14 protein-coding genes and 1 pseudogene are annotated in these 19814 nt (G+C 63.7%); 12 read left to right on the top strand and 3 right to left on the bottom strand.

Annotated features, from left to right (window positions below):
• Positions 1-13 precede the first annotated feature (13 nt).
• The 8 genes from NKJ35_RS04765 to NKJ35_RS04730 all read left to right on the top strand — a co-directional run bounded on the left by NKJ35_RS04765 (position 14) and on the right by NKJ35_RS04730 (position 11640).
• Positions 14-1054 (top strand): ABC transporter ATP-binding protein, encoded by a 1041-nt coding sequence (locus tag NKJ35_RS04765; RefSeq protein WP_352645336.1) that lies wholly within the window; start codon positions 14-16, stop codon positions 1052-1054.
• A gap of 34 nt (positions 1055-1088) precedes the next feature.
• Complete coding sequence (locus NKJ35_RS04760) at positions 1089-2369, top strand: amylo-alpha-1,6-glucosidase (protein WP_352645335.1); 1281 nt, start codon at positions 1089-1091, stop codon at positions 2367-2369.
• Between the two features lie 191 nt (positions 2370-2560).
• The gene (locus NKJ35_RS04755) at positions 2561-3964 is read left to right on the top strand and encodes an SWIM zinc finger family protein (RefSeq protein WP_352645334.1); all 1404 of its coding nucleotides are present in this window, start codon (positions 2561-2563) and stop codon (positions 3962-3964) included.
• Positions 3961-5403 (top strand): DUF5691 domain-containing protein, encoded by a 1443-nt coding sequence (locus tag NKJ35_RS04750; protein WP_352645333.1) that lies wholly within the window; start codon positions 3961-3963, stop codon positions 5401-5403. Before NKJ35_RS04755 ends, NKJ35_RS04750 begins: the two co-directional genes overlap by 4 nt.
• An 18-nt stretch (positions 5404-5421) precedes the next feature.
• Complete coding sequence (locus NKJ35_RS04745; RefSeq protein ID WP_352645331.1) at positions 5422-6501, top strand: ATP-binding protein; 1080 nt, start codon at positions 5422-5424, stop codon at positions 6499-6501.
• Positions 6502-6505: 4 nt separating this feature from the next.
• Positions 6506-8755 carry a DUF5682 family protein gene (locus NKJ35_RS04740; RefSeq protein ID WP_352645330.1) on the top strand — a complete coding sequence of 750 codons (2250 nt, stop codon included), beginning with the start codon at positions 6506-6508 and terminating at the stop codon, positions 8753-8755.
• 2 nt (positions 8756-8757) lie between these two features.
• Positions 8758-9996 (top strand): VWA domain-containing protein, encoded by a 1239-nt coding sequence (locus NKJ35_RS04735; protein ID WP_352645328.1) that lies wholly within the window; start codon positions 8758-8760, stop codon positions 9994-9996.
• Between the two features lie 252 nt (positions 9997-10248).
• On the top strand, positions 10249-11640 hold the full coding sequence (locus tag NKJ35_RS04730) for an FAD-binding oxidoreductase (protein ID WP_352645327.1): 1392 nt from the start codon (positions 10249-10251) through the stop codon (positions 11638-11640).
• Between the two features lie 35 nt (positions 11641-11675).
• On the opposite strand, the gene NKJ35_RS04725 is transcribed toward NKJ35_RS04730, so the two are convergent.
• The 3 genes and pseudogenes from NKJ35_RS04725 to NKJ35_RS04715 form a co-directional block, all read right to left on the bottom strand.
• Complete coding sequence (locus tag NKJ35_RS04725; protein WP_352645326.1) at positions 11676-12605, bottom strand: pseudouridine-5'-phosphate glycosidase; 930 nt, start codon at positions 12603-12605, stop codon at positions 11676-11678.
• Between the two features lie 12 nt (positions 12606-12617).
• Positions 12618-13726, bottom strand: a pseudogene (locus NKJ35_RS04720) (carbohydrate kinase).
• A gap of 186 nt (positions 13727-13912) precedes the next feature.
• On the bottom strand, positions 13913-14761 hold the full coding sequence (locus tag NKJ35_RS04715) for a MurR/RpiR family transcriptional regulator (RefSeq protein ID WP_352645325.1): 849 nt from the start codon (positions 14759-14761) through the stop codon (positions 13913-13915).
• A gap of 186 nt (positions 14762-14947) precedes the next feature.
• Here NKJ35_RS04715 and murA point away from each other — a divergent pair, with 186 nt between their 5' ends.
• The 4 genes from murA (at position 14948) to NKJ35_RS04695 (ending at position 19785) form a co-directional block, all read left to right on the top strand.
• Complete coding sequence (gene murA / locus NKJ35_RS04710) at positions 14948-16204, top strand: UDP-N-acetylglucosamine 1-carboxyvinyltransferase (RefSeq protein ID WP_352645323.1); 1257 nt, start codon at positions 14948-14950, stop codon at positions 16202-16204.
• Positions 16201-17091, top strand: a complete 891-nt coding sequence (locus NKJ35_RS04705; protein ID WP_352645322.1) for a glucosamine kinase nucleotide-binding domain-containing protein — start codon at positions 16201-16203, stop codon at positions 17089-17091. The genes murA and NKJ35_RS04705 overlap by 4 nt, the downstream gene beginning before the upstream one ends.
• Positions 17092-17260: 169 nt before the next feature.
• Positions 17261-18166: an N-acetylmuramic acid 6-phosphate etherase gene (murQ, locus tag NKJ35_RS04700; RefSeq protein WP_502904608.1), complete on the top strand. Its 906-nt coding sequence runs from the start codon at positions 17261-17263 to the stop codon at positions 18164-18166.
• A 98-nt stretch (positions 18167-18264) separates the two neighbouring features.
• The gene (locus NKJ35_RS04695) at positions 18265-19785 is read left to right on the top strand and encodes an ABC transporter substrate-binding protein (RefSeq protein WP_352645319.1); all 1521 of its coding nucleotides are present in this window, start codon (positions 18265-18267) and stop codon (positions 19783-19785) included.
• Positions 19786-19814 lie beyond the last annotated feature (29 nt).

Genomic DNA, 19814 nt, shown 5'->3' with positions numbered 1-19814 from the left:
AAAGAGAACGCCGATGGCTGAGATCGTCATCAAGCAGGTGGCAAAACGTTTCGGCGGCTTCACCGCGCTGCATTCGATCGACCTGACCATCACCGACCAGGAATTCATGGTGCTGCTTGGCGCCTCGGGCTGCGGCAAGACCACGCTGCTGAGGATCGTCGCCGGGCTGGAAACGCCAAGCCAGGGCGAGGTCTGGATCGGCGGCCGTCGCGTCGACCATCTGCCGCCGCGCGACCGCGGCATCGCCATGGTGTTCCAGAATTACGCGGTCTTTCCGCACCTGACGGTATTCGAGAACATCGCCTTCGGCCTGCGCATGAAGAAGCTGCCGCAGCAGGAGGTCGACGGGCGCGTCAACCGCACCGCGGAGCTCATGCATATCGAGCAGCTTTTGAAGCGCTATTCGGGCCAGCTTTCCGGCGGCCAGCGCCAGCGTGTGGCCGTCGCCCGCGCGCTCGCCATGGAGCCCGATGTGATCCTGATGGACGAGCCGCTGTCGAACCTCGACGCGCTGCTCAGGCTCGAAATGCGCGCCGAGCTCAAGGGCGTGCTGGCGGCGTCCAAGACCACCACCATCTACGTTACCCACGACCAGGTCGAGGCGATGAGCCTCGCCGACCGCATCGCCGTCATGCATCAGGGCCGTATCGTCCAGGCCGCCTCGCCGGTAGAGGTCTACCGCAATCCGGCGGCCCGCTTCGTCGGCTCCTTCATCGGCAACCCGCCGATGAATTTCATCCCGGCGACGAAGACGGCGAACGGCAGTTGGACCGTCGCCGGCCTGACGCTGCCCGGCCCCAAATCGGACAAGCAGACGATAGAGTTCGCCATTCGCCCCGAGGATGTGGACGCCGGCAACGAAGGTATTAACGCCACCGTGCGCGTCGTCGAGCCGCTCGGACCGCACACGCTGGCCACCTGCGACGTCGAGGGCGGCCTGTTTCGCGCCATCCTCGAATCGAATGCCACGGTCGCCGTCGGCGATCACTTGCGGCTTTCGCCCAAACCCGATCGCATCCGCTGGTTCGATCCCGAAACCACGAACGCCCTTTGATCCTCCCTTCGATCCTGAAAGTACGAACGCCCCGATGATATCTCTTGCTGTCGACGAAACCATCGCCCGCGCCGTCGAGGTGCTCAGGGAAAATGACCAAGGCACCTATACCATACCGACCAAGGGCCTCTACCCGTTCCAGTGGAATTGGGATTCCTGCCTGACCGCCCTCGGTCTTGCCCACTATGACGAGGCCCGAGCCTGGACCGAGATCGACACGCTGTTCGCTCACCAGTGGCCGGACGGCATGGTGCCGCACATCGTCTTCCACGTCTGGAGCGACGGCTATTTCCCCGGGCCGGAGGTCTGGCGAACGGACCGCCCGACCGCCACCTCGGGCATCACCCAGCCGGCAGTCGCCGGCTTTGCCGTGCGCCGCCTGTTCGATCAGGCCAAGGACAAGAAACTGGCGGCCGAGCGCGCCCGCGCGCTGCTGCCGAAGATCGACGCCTGGCACCGCTGGTTCTACGAAAATCGCGACCCGAACGGCGAAGGGCTGGTCGCCATAATTCACCCATGGGAGTCCGGCCGCGACAACTCGATCGACTGGGACGAGGCGTTCGAGCGCGTGCCGACCGAAGGCGTCGAGCCCTACACCCGCCGCGACATCCTGCACGCCGACCCTGCGCATCGACCGACCAGGGCCCAGTACGATCGCTATATCTGGCTGCTGCAGCATTTCCGCGAACTTGGTTGGGACAACACCCGGCTGCACGATGCCTCGCCCTTCCAGGTCGTCGATCCCGGCTTCAACGCCATCCTGATCCGTTCCGCCGCCGACCTTGCCGATCTCGCCGAGGCACTTGGCGAAACCGAAATCGCAGAAGCCAACCGCGCCCGTGCCGAAAAGGGGCTTTCAACGATGGAACGGCTGTGGAGCGACACACATGGCCAGTACATTTGTTTCGACCGAGTGGCCGGAAAGCTCGTGGACAGCGCGTCGGTCGGCGGCATTCTGCCGGTGTTTTCGGCCATTCCGGAAAGCCGGGCAGCGGCCATCGCTGCAACGATCGAGCGCATCGCCGGCAAAGCGCGTTACATCGTCCCCTCGCACGATCCTGGCGATGGACGCTTCGACCCAAAGCGCTACTGGCGCGGCCCGGTCTGGCTGGTGGTCAATTACATGATCGCCGACGGCCTTGCCGCCGCCGGCCACAGCCAAATCGCACAACGGATCACGCAATCCAGTCTCGACCTGATCGCCGAGAGCGGTTTTGCCGAATATTACGGTCCCTTCAGCGGCGAGCCGCTCGGCGGCAATCGCTTCACCTGGACCGCGGCGATGGTGATCGAGTTCCTGAAGGGCAGAGCCTGAACGCTTCCGCCTAGGCCGCCGGCTACCAAAGCCCGTTCTGTCTGCCGAATAACAGTCGACCCCATTTGCGTCTGAGGCATGTCCTGGCCCATCAAACAGGGCCAAGGCATGCCCAATCTTCACCATGCCAGAGCTATAATAAGTCGTCACAAACCGCTATCTATACTGCGTCGGGGCGGGAGAAGCGCGGCTTGGAATTCGATCTGAAGACCATTGAGGCGCTTGCTCCCGATCAGGCGTCGCTGAGCGCCGCCTCCAAGCTCACCAAACGAACGAACTGGCCGCGGCTCGAAAAGCATGAGCAGCAGGCGCTCATCTGGGGCGAATGCCAGGGCTCCGGCTCCAATCCTTATCGAGTGGTGGTCGACACGGGTGATCACGGCTACCAATGCACCTGCCCTTCGCGCAAATTCCCATGCAAGCACACGCTGGCCCTGATGTGGATTGCCGCCACCGCGCCAGCCAGTTTTGCCGCTGCCGATACGACGCCGGAATGGGTGAATGACTGGCTTGGCCGACGCAGGAAGACGGCGTCACAGCCGGTGCAGCAACCGGCACCGGGCGCGGAAGCCAAGAGCATTGGCGAAGCCGCACGGGCGGACGAGAGCGCCGCCGTTGAAGATAACGCAACGGTCGAGCGTCGCGAGGCGGCGCAGCGCAAGCGGGCGGAAAGCACACGAGAAGCAGTGTCGGCGGCGCTCGATGAACTCGACCAGTGGATTGCCGACCAGTTGCGGCTCGGTCTTTCCGGGTTTCTCGACGCCAGCAGCGACCGTTGCCGGCGGATTGCTGCGCGGCTGGTCGATATGAAGGCAGCGGCGCTCGCCGGCCGTATCGACGAGATTCCGTCGCGGCTGATGGCGCTGCGCAGCGAAGAACGACCGGATGCGGCGATCCGCGAACTCGGCAAGCTCGTGCTGCTGGCCAAGGCCTGGCGGTCGGCGCCCGACGATCCCGAGCTGAAGAGGCTTGTATCGACATCCGAAACCCGCGAACAGGTGCTGGCCAATCCCGATGCAATGCAAGTCGAAAGTCTCTGGGAGGTTGTCGGCGAGAAGATCGAGACCCGGCGGGATGGTTTGGTCAGCCATTCGACATGGCTGCTCGATCTGAAAAGCTCCACACCACAATTTGCCCTGCTGCTCGATTATTTTCCCGCCTCGGCCGGACGCCGATCCAACGCCTTCTCGCCAGGCGATCGCTTCAATGCCCGGTTGGTCTTTTATCCATCACGCCGGCCACTCCGGGCGCTGGTGGCAGAACGCATGGGCGACGTCGCATCGGGCCCGTGGCCCGATTTTACCCTGGGCGTCGCCAAGGATCCGCTGGCTGCGCATGTGTGCCATCAGGATGCCGCTCCCTGGCTCACAGATAGCCCTCTCATGCTGCCGCCCGGTGCGATCCTGGTCGACGATCGGGGCGCAGCCTGGTGGCAGGCCGCCGATGATCCGCAAGGGCTCGCCTTGCCGATCAGTGGCGCCGTCAATCAGACATTGCTCGGCCTCGACCTTGCCGCCACGGCAGCGCTCTGGGACGGCGCTCGGCTTGACCTTCTGGCGGCTCAAAGCGGGTTCGGGAGGCTTGACCTGTCGTGAATGAGGGCGAGCAAACAGGCCTGGCGACCATGCGCGATTGCTGGATCACCGGCGGAGCCACCTTCGATCTGGCTCCGGCCGCCTGGAAGGCAATCGCAGGCGGCGCAAGTCCCGACGAGCAGGAGCGCCGGCTCCTGGCAATTGCAGCGCAAGCGCTCGACGTCGCCTTGCGGCCGGCGGCGCCGAAGACGCTCAAGCGGCGGCCGCCGCTGCCCGGGCTTGCCTTGCCAATGCTGCCGGAGCGGTTGCGGCCGCTTTTGCGCGCCGCCCTGAAACAAGCCGCCGACGCAAGGCGCAAGACGCGCGTGGTGACGCTTGTCGCCAGCCGCGGCTTCGTGCTCCACCCAATGGACTGGATGCCCTCGTCGGATCAGAACAGCCCGGATGTCTACGCTCCATGGATCGACTGGCAAGCCAGCGTGGATGGAGAAAGACACACCCCGCAAGAGAAACTCACGGCGGAAAATTGGGATGAGTTCTATCCCGCCGCGCGCCGCATCGCGCTGGCCGATATGCGCCGGCGCGAACCGGCCGCGGCGCGAATGCTGATCGAGGCCAAGGCCTCGGGCGAACCTGCGGAGGTCAGGCTTGCGCTCATCGAACTTATGCGCTTCGGCCTCTATGCCGAGGACGCGCCGTTCCTGAAAAGCCTTGCCACCGACCGTTCCGGCAAGGTGCAGGACCTGGCTGGCCGGTTGCTGGCAAGGTTGGGCGAGCACGGCCATTCAAGCGAAGGCGGGGCGGAGGATCCAGCAGTCGAACTCGCCGTCTTCATCGGCGAAGGCAAATCCGGCTTCATCCGCCGCCGGACCACCTACACGCCGGCGAAACTCAAATCCCCGGCGCAGGAAAAGCGCCGCGCCGAATTGTTCGAGACCTGCAATCTGGTCGACCTCGCCAGACGGTTCGGCATCACGGAACCCGAATTCATCGGAGCCTGGCAGTTCGGCGCCGACAACAACGCCGATATCCTGATCGCCCGAATGGTCGCCGCTTCTGGGAGCGACGCGGCGGTGACGCATATGGCGGACATGCTTGTCACCGAAGGCGGCAAACCGGCGCTGTTCGTGTTGCACCTTGTGCCGCGTCTGGACAGCCGCAGGAAACGGGCTCTCGTCCGGCTGATCCTCAAGCAAGCAAATTACCTCAGCGCGATCAATCTGGCGGAAGGCATTGATGCTGGCTGGCTGGAATGGGACGATCTTTCGAACGGGTCAGCTCTTCCCGCTTTGCGTTCCGCCGTTGCGGGAAACGACGAAGCCGTGCGGCGGGGCGCTGACGATATACTGGAAACGATCGGCTACCTTGCCACAGCGACCACAGCGGCCAAATTGATCGACGAGGTCGTCGCTGCCGGTATGCCGCCCGCCGCCCCATCACTCAGTTTCCTGCGTCTCAACGCGGCGCTGGCCGAACATCAGTCTCGAACCGACACATGATCAATCCGGAGAATTCATATGAACGCTGCCATCCGTCTCCCGGTCGAGCAGGCCTATGCCTCTGAATTGCAGGCGCTGGCGCGCGGTGACGACAGGCAAAAACCTGCCGGCTGGAGCCTGTCGCCACAGGCTGTGCTGACCTATCTGCTCGGCGGCAAGGCTAGCGACGGCACACTGATAACCCCGAAATATGTCGGTCGCCGCCGGTTGATGGAAACCGCGGTAGCGACGCTCGCCACCGACCGTGCACTCTTGCTGCTCGGCGTTCCCGGAACCGCCAAGTCCTGGGTATCTGAACATCTTGCCGCCGCCATCATGGGCGACTCGACGCTGATCGTGCAGTGCACGGCCGGCACCGACGAGAACCAGATCCGCTATGGCTGGAACTATGCGCAGCTGCTGGCAAAAGGCCCGAGCCAGGAAGCGTTGGTGCCGACGCCGCTCTACCGAGCCATGCAGAACGGCAAGCTCTGCCGGCTGGAGGAACTGACCCGCATGGGCTCGGACGTGCAGGACACGCTGATCACCGTGCTTTCCGAAAAGATGATGCCGATCCCGGAATTGAACACCTCGATCTACGCCCAGCGCGGCTTCAACATTATCGCCACGGCAAACAACCGCGACAAAGGTGTCAACGAGCTCTCCTCGGCGCTCAAGCGTCGCTTCAATGTCGTGGTGCTGCCATTGCCCGAAGACATGGCCGAAGAGGTGGCGATCGTCTCCAAACGGGTCGATGAGATGGCTGGCGGACTCGACCTGCCGGTGCCAAAAAATGTCGGCGAGGAGATCGCCCGTGTGCTGACCATCTTTCGCGAATTGCGCTCCGGCGCGACTGCCGACGGCAAGGTGACGCTGAAGACTCCTTCCGGCTCGCTGTCGACCGCAGAAGCGATCGCCACGATGGTTGGCGGGCTCAGCCAGGCGGCGTGGTTCGACAGTGGCAAGCTCGGCGCCGAAGGTCTCGCCGCCAGCCTTGTCGGCGCGATCGTGAAGGATCCGGTGCAGGATAAGGTGGTGCTCGAGGAATATCTGGAAACGGTGCTCAAGAAGCGCCCCGACTATGCGGGCTATTACGCGGCGCTGAACGCAGCGATCTGACGCCATGAGCCACGACGACATTGCCTATTTCGGGATACGCCATCACGGGCCGGGTTCCGCCGACAGCCTGCTGCAGGCACTGCAGGATTTGAACCCGGTCGCCGTGCTGATCGAGGGGCCGATCGACGCCTCTGAGCTTCTGCCCATGCTGGCCCGCCCCGAAATGCAGCCGCCGGTGGCGCTCCTTTGCTATCCGGAAGACGATCCGGCTTCGACAAGCTTCTGGCCTTTTGCCGAGTTCTCGCCCGAATACCAGGCGGCGCTTTGGGCTGTGGGCAATAAGGCGACGTTGCAGTTTATCGACCTGCCATCGTCGGCACGGTTCACCACTGCTGCGATCGGTGGCGCGGAGGACACCGATGCGACCGAAGCTACCCAAGCCCCCGAGGATGGTGACGCGGCTGCGCTTCCGCGTGATCCGATTGCCATGCTGGCGCACGCCGCCGGTTATGAGGACGGCGAAAGCTGGTGGTCGGACATCATTGAACAGAACCCGGAACCCGGCCCGATATTTGCGGCCATCGCCAATGCGATGACGACACTGCGGAATGGTGAGGGTCCGATCGCGCAGTTCGAAGCCAAGCGCGAGGCGCATATGCGGCTCGAAATCGCCAAGGCGCGTAAGCAGTTCGAGGGGCCGATCGCCGTCGTCTGCGGAGCATGGCATGTGCCGGCGCTGCAGGCCACCCACACTCAGAAAAACGATCAGGTCCCGATCAAGGGAATTGCCCGGCGCAAGAGCACAATGACATGGGCACCGTGGACCGGACCGCGCCTGGCGCTGGGATACGGCTATGGCGCGGGCGTCGTCGCGCCCGGCTGGTGCAAGCATCTTTGGCGCACGCGCGGTCGGCGCGATGCGGCAACCCTGTGGCTTGCCATGATCGCGGCGCTGCTGCGGGCGAAGGGCCATCTGGTCTCGACCGCTTCGCTGATCGAAGCGGAGCGGCTCGCCCGCGCGCTCGCCGCCATTCGCGAACGGCCGAAGCCCGGGTTCGAGGAATTGCGCGACGCCGCGATCGCGGCCCTGTTCAATGGCGAAGCGTTGCTGTGGGGGCTGGTCGAGGCCGAGTTGCTTCTGGGTGCGGACGTCGGTGAAATTCCGCCCGACACGCCGCTGGCGCCATTGATCGAGGATCTGCAGCGCAACCAGAAGGCGGCGCGGCTGAAGCCCGAGGCGCTGGAGCGCGAACTGTCCGTCGACCTGCGCAGCGAAAGCGGGCTGTTTCGCTCGACATTGCTGCATCGGCTGAGCGTGCTTGGTGTGCATTGGGGCAGACTGACCGATGCCGGTCGCAGCCGTGGCACCTTCCGCGAGCGGTGGACCCTGGCGTGGGAACCGGAATATGCCGTTCGTCTGGTCGAGAACCTGATCTACGGGCCGACCATCGAAAAGGCTGCCAATGCCCGCCTGATCCAGATGATCGAAACGGCGGCGACGCTCGATACGCTTGCGGCATTGGTGCAGAACGCGATCACGGCAAGCCTGTCGGAAGCATCGACTGCCGGCCTTGCGGCGTTCGAGGCGCGAGCGGCGCGCAGCAGCGAATGCCTGGAGATCCTGGCGTCTGTGCCGCCCCTCGCCGACATCATCCGTTACGGCGAGGCCCGCAAAACGGAGACGAACCGGCTGTCCGGTCTCATGGAGCGGCTGATCGTCGAAGGTGCGATCGCGCTTCCCTATGCTGTACGCGATCTGGATGAGCAAGCCGCCGCGACGCTGGTCGGTGCGATGCGCAAGGCCGATGAGGCGATCAGACTGGTCGAGCCCGGGCAAGACGTACTGGACGGATGGCGTAACGGACTGGCTGCCGTGGTGGAGGGATCGCGGTCGACGGCGCTGCCGGCAGGATGCGCCGCGCACCTGCTCTACGAAGCTGGCCGGCTTTCCGCCGAGGACGCTGCCGGACTGCTCGAGCGACGCTTGTCACCGGGGACTCCTGTCATTGAAGCGGCCGGGTTCTTCGAAGGCTTCTTCAGCACTGCCGGTCAGCGGCTGATCTATGACGAAGGTCTGCGCGGCGCGGTTGATGCGTGGCTGAAGTCCCTCGACGAGGACGCTTTCATCGCGCATCTACCGCTGCTGCGCCGCGTCTTCTCCAATATGGACAGCATGGAGCGCCGGCGGTTGATTGAAGCGGTGCTCGGCCGCGCCGCTCGGCTGCCGGCCGGCCTGATACCGGCGCCCGATGGCGGCGAGGCCTGGCGTCGGCACCTGGAGCGGCTTGGACCTTTGCTCAAGAGCGGGACATAACGATGGACGACGAGGCAGAGGCGACCCAAACCGGCGCACCATCGCCCGATGGCGGAAGAGAGCGCCGCTGGCGTCTGACGATCGGCGCCGACGATGAGACATCTGCGGCACTTTCCAGCGACGACAAACGGCTTTCGGCGGCTCTTGACGCGTTATACGGCGACGGCGCCAATGCCGCTGCCGACCCGCGCAAACGGCGCGGCGGGCTAGGCCGTTCGGCGCCGCGCGTTGCGCAATGGATGGGTGACATCCGCTCTTTCTTTCCCGCGCAGGTCGTCCAGATCGTCCAGAAAGATGCCTTCGAACGGCTGAACCTGAAGCAGATGCTGATGGAGCCGGAGTTCCTGAAGGCGATCGAGGCGGACGTCAATCTGGTCGCCGACCTGGTTTCGCTCCGCTCGGTGATGCCTGCCAAGACCAAGGACATCGCCCGCGCGATCATCGCCGATATCGTGGCCAAGCTGATGCAGAGGCTGGAGCAGAAGACAGTCGAGGCAATCCGAGGCGCGCTCGACCGGTCGAGGCGCACCAACCGCCCGCGTTCGCGCGATATTGACTGGCAGCGCACCATCTCGGCGAACCTTCGCCACTACCAACCCGAACACAAGACTATCGTGCCGGAGAAGCTGGTTGGTTTCATACGCAAGCAGCGACGGCTGGTCGATCTCGACGAGGTGGTTCTGTGCGTCGACCAGTCCGGCTCGATGGCAAGTTCGGTGATCTATGCCTCGATCTTCGCAGCGGTCATGGCCTCGCTGCCGGTTGTGCGCACCAAGCTCGTCTGTTTCGATACCGCAATCGTCGACCTGACCGAAGAACTCAGCGATCCTGTTGAAGTGCTGTTCGGCGTGCAACTCGGCGGCGGCACCGACATCAACCAGGCAATCGCCTATTGCGCCGACCGTATCGAGCGGCCCACCAAGTCGCATCTGGTGCTGATCACCGACCTCTTTGAAGGCGGCAATGGCCAGGAACTGCTGCGGCGGCTGGCGGCGCTGGTTCGATCCGGCGTCAATGTCGTCGTGCTTCTGGCGCTGACCGATCAGGGACGGCCCGGCTATAATCCAGCGATGGCAGGTTCGGTCGCGGCACTTGGCATTCCGGTCTTCGCCTGCACGCCGGATCTGTTTCCGGACATGATGGCGGCGGCACTGCGGCGGGAGGATATCGGCGCCTGGGCGGCGGGAGCCGACATCAAGCTCATTCGCGCCGAGGCTGAGGCGCCTGGGATGCATGAGTGAGCGTTTGCCTCGTCCAGAATACTGGGCCGCCGCAGGCAAGCGCTTGCGGTCAAAGGTTTGACAAACAGCCGGCCGCGCCTATGGTCGACCGGTTACAGGAGCGACGCATGGCGAAGGCAACCGGCTGTATTCTCGGCGGTTTTCCCCACATTTGCTGAACAGTAGAAATCAGCCACGGCCGCTTTCACAGCCCTCGCCCTTCCCTCTCCCGGCCGCGTCGACGCGCCCGGGCCGTTCATGTCCTTGAGCCACATGTCGCAGAAAATTGCCGAGCTTCTGTCGCGGCTGGAAAAGCGGCTTGACAGGTCAGCGATTGTCTCAGCTGAGGAGGCCGGACCACGCTACCGGGAAGATCCCGACGGCAAGGACGGCGCGCCGCCAGCAATCGTCTTGCGTCCACGCATGACCGGCGAGGTGTCGGACATTCTGCGCCTGTGCAACGAGGCCGGGCAGAGGCTCGTCGTCCAGGGTGGCCGCACCGGTCTTGCGGGCGCGGCGCGCATTCAGCCCGGCGAGGCGGTGCTGTCGCTGGAGCGCATGACGGCGGTCGCGGCGCCCGACCGCGAGGCGGCGCCGATCGTCGCCGAGGCCGGCGCGCCGCTGCAAATGGTGCAGGACGCGGCCGATGCGGCCGGCTTGCTTTTCGGCGTCGACATCGGCGCGCGCGGCACGGCCACCGTCGGCGGCAATGTCGCCACCAATGCCGGCGGCATCCGCGTGCTGCGCTACGGCATGTACCGGGCGCAGGTGCTTGGGCTGGAGGCGGTGCTTGCCGACGGCAGTGTGCTCACGTCGCTCAAGGGCTTGCCAAAGGACAATTCCGGCTATGACCTCAACCAGCTCTTCATCGGCAGCGAAGGCACGCTCGGCGTGGTCACGCGCGCCTGCCTGCGGCTGCATCCCAAACCTGCCACCGAGGTCAATGCCTTCTGCGCAGTTCCATCGCTCGATGCGGCGATTGCGCTGCTTGCGCAGCTCCGGCAGAAGCTTGGGCCGTTGCTCTCGGCCTATGAGGTGAATCTCGCACCCCTCTATGGCGCCATGATCGCCGGCATGGAGGCGCCGGCGCCGCTGCCGGTCGGCTCACCCGTCTATGTGCTGGCCGAGATACAGGGCAGCGAGCCGGACCGCGACGGCGACCGCTTCGCCGCGGTGCTGATGCAGGCGGTTGAAGATGGCCTGATCGACAACGTCGTCGCCTCGCAATCGCCGCGCGAATTCCGGGCGCTTTGGGCGGTGCGCGAGGAGGCCAACCGTTTTCTGTTTTCGATAGCAGGCCTGATTAGCGTCGATGTCAGCATCCCGCTGGCGAAAATGGCGACTTTCCTGCGCGAGACGGAAGCCGCTATCAAAGCCGTCGACCCGAGCGCCGACATCTACGTCTTCGGCCATCTCGGCGACGGCAACCTGCATTACCAGGTCCGCACCGTGGATCCGGCGGCCGCATACGGGATCATCTACCGAGGTGTGGCCGCGGCTGGCGGCGGCGTTTCGGCCGAGCATGGCATCGGCCTCGACAAGAAGGAATGGCTGCATCTGGTGCGCAGCGACGCCGAGATCGCGGCCATGCGCCGCCTGAAAGCAGCCTTCGACCCGAACAATATCCTCAATGCCGGGCGCATCTTCAACCTCGCGCCGGGCTGAAATCGAAGACACGTAGCGCTGGCCGGACGCTGTCTCTATCTGGTCGCGCCCTTCAATTCCGCATGCGCAACTGCGATACGGGCAGCGAGCGCGGCGTTGTTGCGGACAAGCGCGATGTTGGCCTTCAGGCTGCGGCCTTGTGAAAGCTCGTTGATGCGGGCGAGCAGAAACGGCGTCAGTTCCTTGCGCCCGATGCCGCGCTTCTCGGCCTCAGCAACGGCCGCTGCGATCGTGCCGTCGATGAACGCCGGATCGAGCGCGTCCGCTTCGGGAATCGGGTTGGCGACGAGAATGCCGGTGCCGGATTGCATCTCGTCATGCAGCAGCATGGCTCGCGCGACCTCGTCGGGGGTATCGAGGCGATGGTCGGCCTTGAGCCCGCTGGAGCGGGTGTAGAAAGCCGGAAAATCATCGCTCCCATAGGCAATGACCGGCACGCGCTGAGTTTCCAGATATTCCAGCGTCTTCGCAATATCGAGTATCGACTTAACCCCGGCGCAGACGACGGTCGTGCCGGTCTGGCCGAGTTCGGTCAGGTCAGCGGAGATATCGAAAGTGGCTTCGGCGCCGCGATGCACGCCACCGACGCCGCCGGTCGCAAAAATACCGATCCCGGCTAAAGCGGCAATCCGCATCGTCGCCGAGACGGTGGTTCCGGCCGAGCCGCCGCGCACCATGATTGCGGCGAGATCGCGCCCGGAAGCCTTGACCACGCCCTTTGCCGCTGCCAGCTCTTCCAGTTCCCGGTCGTCGAGGCCAACCTTGATCTTGCCGGCGACCACTGCGATCGTGGCGGGCACGGCGCCGTCTTCACGCACCACGGTCTCGACACCACGGGCAGTTTCCAGATTGGCCGGATATGGCATGCCGTGGGTGATAATCGTCGATTCCAATGCCACCACCGCGCGGCCTTTATCAAGCGCAGCAGCGACTTCATCGTTCAAATGGACAAGGGAAGGTTTCATATCATCTCGCTTTCAGGCAGGAATGCGGTACATGCCGGCGGCAAGGAAGCGCGGCGACAGATCGGGGTGGACGCTGGATTCGCTCTCGGTGGTCAGTGTGGCAAGCAGCGCGCCGGTGCGCACGGCATGAGCGACCGGCTCACCCGAAAGCACCTTGTACAGGGTGCCGGCGATCATCGCGTCACCGGCGCCGGTGATGTCGACGGCCTGCGCTGGGACGGAGCGCATGGCCGTCACACCGCTCTCGGTCGCAACGGCAAATCCATGCGCACCCACAGTCACGATCACTTCGCCAGCGCCGGCCGCGCGCAGCGCTGCTGCTGCTTCCTCCGGCGTCAGCCGCCTGTCGGCATCCGTCATGCCGAGCATCGTATTGGCCTCGTCATGATTGGTGAACAGAAGATCGATGCCGGTCAGGTCCTTCGGCAGGCGCGCTGATTTCGGCGCCGATACCGTGTCGACTGCGAGCTTGAAGCGCGCACCGTGCTTGCGCGAGATCAGCGCTGCGATGGTCGCGGCCGGCAGGTTGCAGTCGATGAACACCCATGTCGCCGAAGCCAGATGCGGCCAGAAACGGTCGAGATAGGACGGCAAAAACAGATCGAAGATCTCCATGTCGGCGATGCCGAGCACGAGATCGTTGTTGCGGTCGAGGATGGCCGCGTATTCGGCCGTCGGCCGCTCCGTGGTGGTGATGACCTGGCTGACATCGGCGCCGAAATCACGCAATGCCGCACCAGCGCGCGGCCGGTTTCATCCTCGCCGACGATCGAGACGAAGCTTATGTCGACACCGAGGCGGGCAAGGTTTTCGGCGACGTTGCGGGCAACCCCGCCGAAGCTGCGATAGCCGTCGACCGGGTTCGATGTCTCGAAGATCAGATCCTTCTTGGCGTGGTATTTGCGGTCGAGCACCGCGCCGCCGATGCAGACCATACGTTTGGACGCCGGCAAGACATAGCCGCGGCCGAGAATGTAGCCCTTGTTGATGAGTTGCACGACGTGGGCGGCGACCGTCGAGCGGGCAATGCCGAGCGCGGTTGCAATATCCTGCTGGCCGGCAAACGGATTCGCCGCAATGAGGTCGAGAACCGCTTGTTCTTGTGCTCCAAGGTCGTCCATCGTCTCACCTGGCCCGCCAAATTCGAGGCTGAACTCGATGTATGAAACAACAGATGATCTTGTCAACATCGGTTGCCATGGCGGCGTTTGACCAAATCGGCGCTCCCGCGGCTCTTCAAAGGACGAAACCTGCTCTTGTCGACGTGCAGCATCAGGGAGGAACAGAGGCCTTAACGCCGAAGACAGCTAAGCCTTCAGCACCGAGACGGCCAATTCGCTGTTGTGGACGTATTCGTTGGCGTCAGGCTGCTTCTGCACAAGCAGGATGAACAGCAGGTCGGTTAGCGTCAGTTGCGCATCACGCGCGGTTATCGATGACGAGCGCGCGCGCTCTTCATCGGCGATCGTGTGGAGGCGAATATCGGCAACCCGGCTCAGCGGATTGTCGCGAAGCCCGGTGACGGCGATCACGGTGGTGCCGCGATTGCGGGCAAGTTCGGCTATCCGCAAGGTTTCGATGCTCGCCCCGGAATAGGAGAGCGCGAACAGCACGTCACCTCGTCCAAGCGTCGAGACATTGGCCATTTGCACGTGGCTGTCGCTGTCGTGCAACACGTTGCGGCCGAGCTTCATCAGCTTGTATGAGAAATCGCGCGCCACCAGCGAGGATGCGCCGACGCCTGCCAAATGAATGCGGCGCGCACCGTTCAGCGCCTCGAGGGCCCTGCCGATTTCCTGCTCGGTGTTGGCCGCGACCGTCTGTTGCATCGACAAAAGCTTGCTGCCGATCAGCTTGCGCAGGATGACCAGATAGCTGTCGCCGACCTCGATCGAACCGTGGATCATGCCGGCCGGCACGTGCCATTCCTGCGACTTGGCCTCGCTGACGGCGAGCTTGAGCTCCTGATAGCTGGAATAGCCGAGCTTCTGGCTGAACTTGACGACGCTCGACTGGCTGCGGCCGATCTCGGCGGCAAGCGCCGCCGTCGACAGGCGCAGCATCTGGTCGGGATTATCGACGATATACCGACCGATCTCGCGGTCGCCGGGCGCCATGATTTCGAGCTTGGCCTCGATTTTCTTCAGGATGGACATGCGTTCACCTGTTGCCAGTCACGGACAATGCCAAGCCATGGAATAAATTATTCCGTCTCTGATTGACAGCGAAGAATGAACCATCAAATCTCGACTGGTGCGGTTGTGGCCCAGCCTTCGGGCATGTCGACGATTCGGCCATGAAAGATCGTAGACACACCGACAGCTCGGGATTAGGTCAGAGCCATGGACAAATTGCGGATCGCCGGCGGGCACAGGCTTGAGGGCGCGGTGACGATCTCCGGCGCCAAGAACGCGGCCTTGCCGCAAATAGCGGCGGCGTTGCTCAGCCCTTATCCGCTGCAACTGACCAACCTGCCTGCGGTGACCGACGTCGACAACATGCTTGGCGTCGTCGGCCTTCATGGGGCCGAAGTCACCAGATCGGCGCATGCCGCCACAATCGATACCAGTGCTGCCGTCTCCAAGGAGACAACCTACGATACCGTCAGGCGTATGCGCGCGACAGTGCTGGTGCTCGGCCCGCTGCTTGCCCGCTTCGGCCACGCCAGGGTTTCGCTACCCGGCGGCTGCGCGATCGGCGCACGGCCGGTCGACATGCATGTCGCCGCACTTGCCGCACTTGGCGCCGACATTGCGATCGAAAACGGGCTGATCGTCGCGTCCGCGCCGGGCGGACTGAAAGGCGCGCGTATCGTTTTGAGCTCACCATCGGTCGGCGCGACCGAAACGGCGATGATGGCAGCGACGACTGCAAAGGGCGAAACCGAGATCCTCAATGCGGCGCGCGAACCGGAGGTGGCCGACCTTGCCGCCTGCTTGAACGCCATGGGCGCGCGGATCGAGGGCGCCGGCACGCACCGTATCCTGATAGAGGGCGGCACAGGCTGGCGCGTCGCCACGCACGACATCATCCCGGACCGGATAGAGGCCGGCACCTATGCCGTCGCGGCGGCTATCACCGGCGGTCAGCTCGAGCTGACCCACGCGCGGCTCGAGCACATGGCATCCGTCGTCCAGCTGCTCGAAACAGCCGGTGTGAAAATCTGGCCGGGCGACCGCGGGCTGATCGTATCGAGAGACGGGCCGCTCAAAGCCGTCGATGTGACGACGGAGCCCTATCCGGGCTTTCCGACCGATCTCCAAGCGCAGTTCATGGCGTTGATGTGCTGTGCCGAGGGCGCTTCGCTGTTGCGTGAGACGATCTTCGAGAACCGCTTCATGCATGTGCCTGAACTGATGCGGCTCGGTGCCAACATCAAGCTGCAAGGCACCATGGCGCTGGTGCGCGGAGGCGAGAAGCTGAAGGGCGCGCAAGTGATGGCCACCGACCTGCGCGCCTCCGTCTCGCTGGTGTTGGCAGCGCTGGTGTCCCAGGGCGAGACGACGATCAACCGCGTCTATCATCTCGATCGCGGCTATGAGCAGCTGGACCGCAAGCTCCGGCTTTGCGGCGCCCAGATCGAGCGGATAAGTGGATGAGTGCCGGCGCGGCGTCTTCGCATTATTTCCTGGGCGTCGATGGCGGCGGAACCGGCTGTCGGGCGCGTATCGAAGACGAGGCGGGAACCGTGCTCGGGCAAGGTCTCTCAGGTCCGGCGACAACGCGGATCGGTATAGAGGCGGCCTGGGCCTCCGTTGCCAAAGCCTTTGATGCTGCGATCAAAGAGGCAGGGTTCACGGCGACGAAAATCGCCAGGATCCGTGCCGGCGTCGGTCTTGCCGGCATCGGCCGCAAGGGGTCGCTTGAGGCGTTTCGTGCGATCTCCCATCCCTTTGCAAGTCTCGACTTCGTCAGCGACGGCGTCGCGGCTTGCCTGGGCGCGCATTCGGGCCAGGACGGCGCCATCGTCATAGCCGGGACCGGTTCGATCGGGCTCGGCTTTGTCGAAGGGCGCGACCTGCGTGTCGGCGGCTACGGTTTTCCGATTTCCGACGAGGGAAGCGGCGCCGATCTAGGGTTGAAAGCGGTACAGTTCGCCTTGCGCGCCCATGACGGCCGGCACGAGCGGACCGCGCTGCTGGCCGAGGTGATGCAGCGCTTCAAGGACGACCCGTTCGAGGCGGTGGCCTGGATGGACCGCGCCAGTGCGACGGACTATGCCGCCATGGCGCCGATGGTGATCCGCCATGCCGACCAGGGCGATCCGGCCGGTCGGCGGATCGTGCAAGGCGCTGCCGAGCAGATCGAGACCTTCGTGCGGGTGCTGTTCGAAAAAGGCGCGCCGCGGGTTACGTTGCTCGGAGGGTTGTCCAGCCCGCTTGAGCCATGGCTCGCTCCCGACGTCCGCCGACGGCTGAAGCCGGCCGACGGCGATGCGGTTTCGGGAGCCATAATCCTGGCCAGAAAGTCGCTTTGCGGCGAGTAACGCGCTACTCAAAGAGGAATATTTTATTCCTACAATCCGTTGACACCGGGAATACCGAATTCTAAAAAGTTAACTAAGCAGAAACAAGACAGCCGGTCGCCTGCCCGGCACGGCATCGCGTTCCCGCTCACGGCAGATTGAAAGTAAGCAAGTGGTCGAACACGGGTTGATGTCGGAGTTGGAGCGGCTGGTTTCCGAGGACCGCAACCCGAGAACCATCGACATCGACCTGTTGCCGACCATCGAGGTGCTGCGCAAGATCAATGACGAAGATAAAGGCGTTGCGGCCGCCGTCGAGAAGGTCATTCCTGAGATTGCTGCTGCCGTGGACCGGATCGTCAGCGCGTTCCAGAAGGGTGCGCGCCTTGTCTATCTGGGCGCTGGCACCAGCGGCCGGCTCGGCGTCCTCGACGCCTCGGAATGTCCACCGACCTTCGGCGTACCCGAGGACATGGTGGTGGGCCTGATCGCCGGCGGCGACGACGCGCTGGTGCGCTCCGCGGAAGGCGCCGAGGATGACCCGAAACAGGGTGTAAAGGCATTGCAGGACATCAAGCTGACCGCCGACGATGTGGTGGTCGGCATCGCTGTCAGCGGGCGCACGCCCTACGTCATCGGCGGCCTGACCTATGCCAAGCAGGTGGGAGCGACCACTGTGGCGCTGTCCTGCAATCCGCGATCGACCATTGCCGGCATAGCCGACATTGCCATCTCTCCGGTGGTCGGCCCGGAGGTTCTCACCGGCTCGACCCGACTGAAATCGGGAACCGCGCAAAAGCTGGTGCTCAACATGCTGTCTACCGCCAGCATGATCCGCATCGGCAAGAGCTATCAGAACCTGATGGTTGACCTCAATCCAAGCAACAAGAAGCTTGTCGCCAGGGCGGTCAGGATCGTGATGCAGACGACCGGCTGCGCCGCACAGCAGGCACGACAGGCACTCGACCAGACCGGCAATGATGTAAAACTGGCAATCCTGGTGACGATCACCGGCATGGGCGTCGAGGAAGCACGTAAGGCGCTTGCCAACGCGGGAGGTTTCCTGCGCAAGGCGATAGGCGAAAAGACGGTGTAAGACCGCATGGATACTGGGCCGATGTTCCGGGACGTGTGTCCCTTTGAAGCGGTCCGGGGAACTGCAAGGCATCAGGTTTAACAATAATGGAGACGACAATGGTACGGCACATTGGCAAGAAACTGCTTTCCGGCATGGCACTCGCGGCAATGGTTGGCATCGCCGCGCTACCGGCGCAGGCGAGTGCGGCGACGCTGCATATGGCGTGGTCGCAGGACGCCACCGGTCTTGATCCGCACAAGCAGACGGCATTCTCCTCACTGCGGCTGCTGGAACTGATCTATGAGCCACTGGTGCGGCTCGACGCAAACCTGCAAATCACGCCCGCGATTGCCGATTCATGGCAGTTCTCGCCGGACGGCAAGGAGCTGAGTTTCAAACTCAATCCGAAAGCAAAATTCCAGAACGGCGCCGCCGTGACCTCGGCCGATGTCAAGGCATCGTTCGAGCGCATACTCGACGAGAAGACCGGCGCGGCCGCGCGTGCCAACTTTCTCTCGATCGCCAGCATCGACACACCCGATCCAGCCACCGTCGTGTTCCACCTCTCGCAGCCGGATGTGCCGATCCTGACGGCGATGAGCGACGTCAACGCCGCGATCGTCCCGGCAAGCGAAATCACGGCCGGCTCGATCGGCACGACGACGATCGGCTCGGGTCCGTTCAAGTTGGAAAAGTGGGATCCGAATTCCAAGGAAGTGCTTGTCGCCAACAAGGATTGGGCGGGCGGCACGACCGGCGTCGACGGCATCGAGATCAGCGTGCTGCCGGACGAGACGGCGATCCTGGCGGCGATGCGCAGCAAGCAGATCGATTTTGCCCTGCTCAACGATCCGCTTGTCGCCACCCTTGTGCCCAAGGAAGCCAGCCTGCAGTTGAACCGTGTGCCGGTGCTTGCCTATCACGTGCTGCAGCTCAATCCTTCCCGCAAGCCGATGACCGAACTCAAGGTGCGTCAGGCGATTTCCTGCGCCATCGACCGGCAGGAAGTGCTGGACACCGCCTCGCTCGGTGAAGGCAAAGTCACCGGCCCGCTGACTATCCCGGCCTTGGCGACCGATCCGAGCCAGTTGTTCTGCTATAAGCGCGACGTCGAGAAAGCCAAGCAGCTGATGGCCGAAGCGGGCTACGCCGACGGCTTTTCGGCGACCGTGATCGGCGCCACCGGCGAGCCGCCGACGGCAGCGGCGGAAGCCCAGGTCATCCAGTCGCAACTCGCAGAAATCGGCGTCAAGCTCGACATCAAAATGATGGAGCTCAACGTCTATGTCGATGCCTGGCTGAAGGGCGATTTCGACATGGCCATCGCCCTGAACGGCGGCAGGGCCGATCCCTACACTATGTACAACCGTTACTGGACCAAGACGGGCAATCTGCAGAAGGTCGCGAACTATATCGACGATACGCTGGACAGTCTAATGCAGAAGGGCCGCAGCGAGACCGACCCGGCAGCGCGCAAAGCGATCTTCGCCGACTTCGAGAAGCACATCACTGAGATGTCGCCCTGGATCTGGCTCTACACGTCCTACAGCTACACGGCACAGCAGAAAAATATCGCAGGATTCGAACCGGTGCCGACAGGTTCGCTGTTCAGCCTCGCCAAAGTGACGATCCAGTAGCTGCTTTGGTGCCGGACGAGAGGGTATTC

This window comes from Mesorhizobium sp. M0136 (assembly GCF_040322515.1).
Lineage (GTDB): Bacteria > Pseudomonadota > Alphaproteobacteria > Rhizobiales > Rhizobiaceae > Mesorhizobium.
This window is presented reverse-complemented; position numbering and strand designations above follow the sequence as displayed.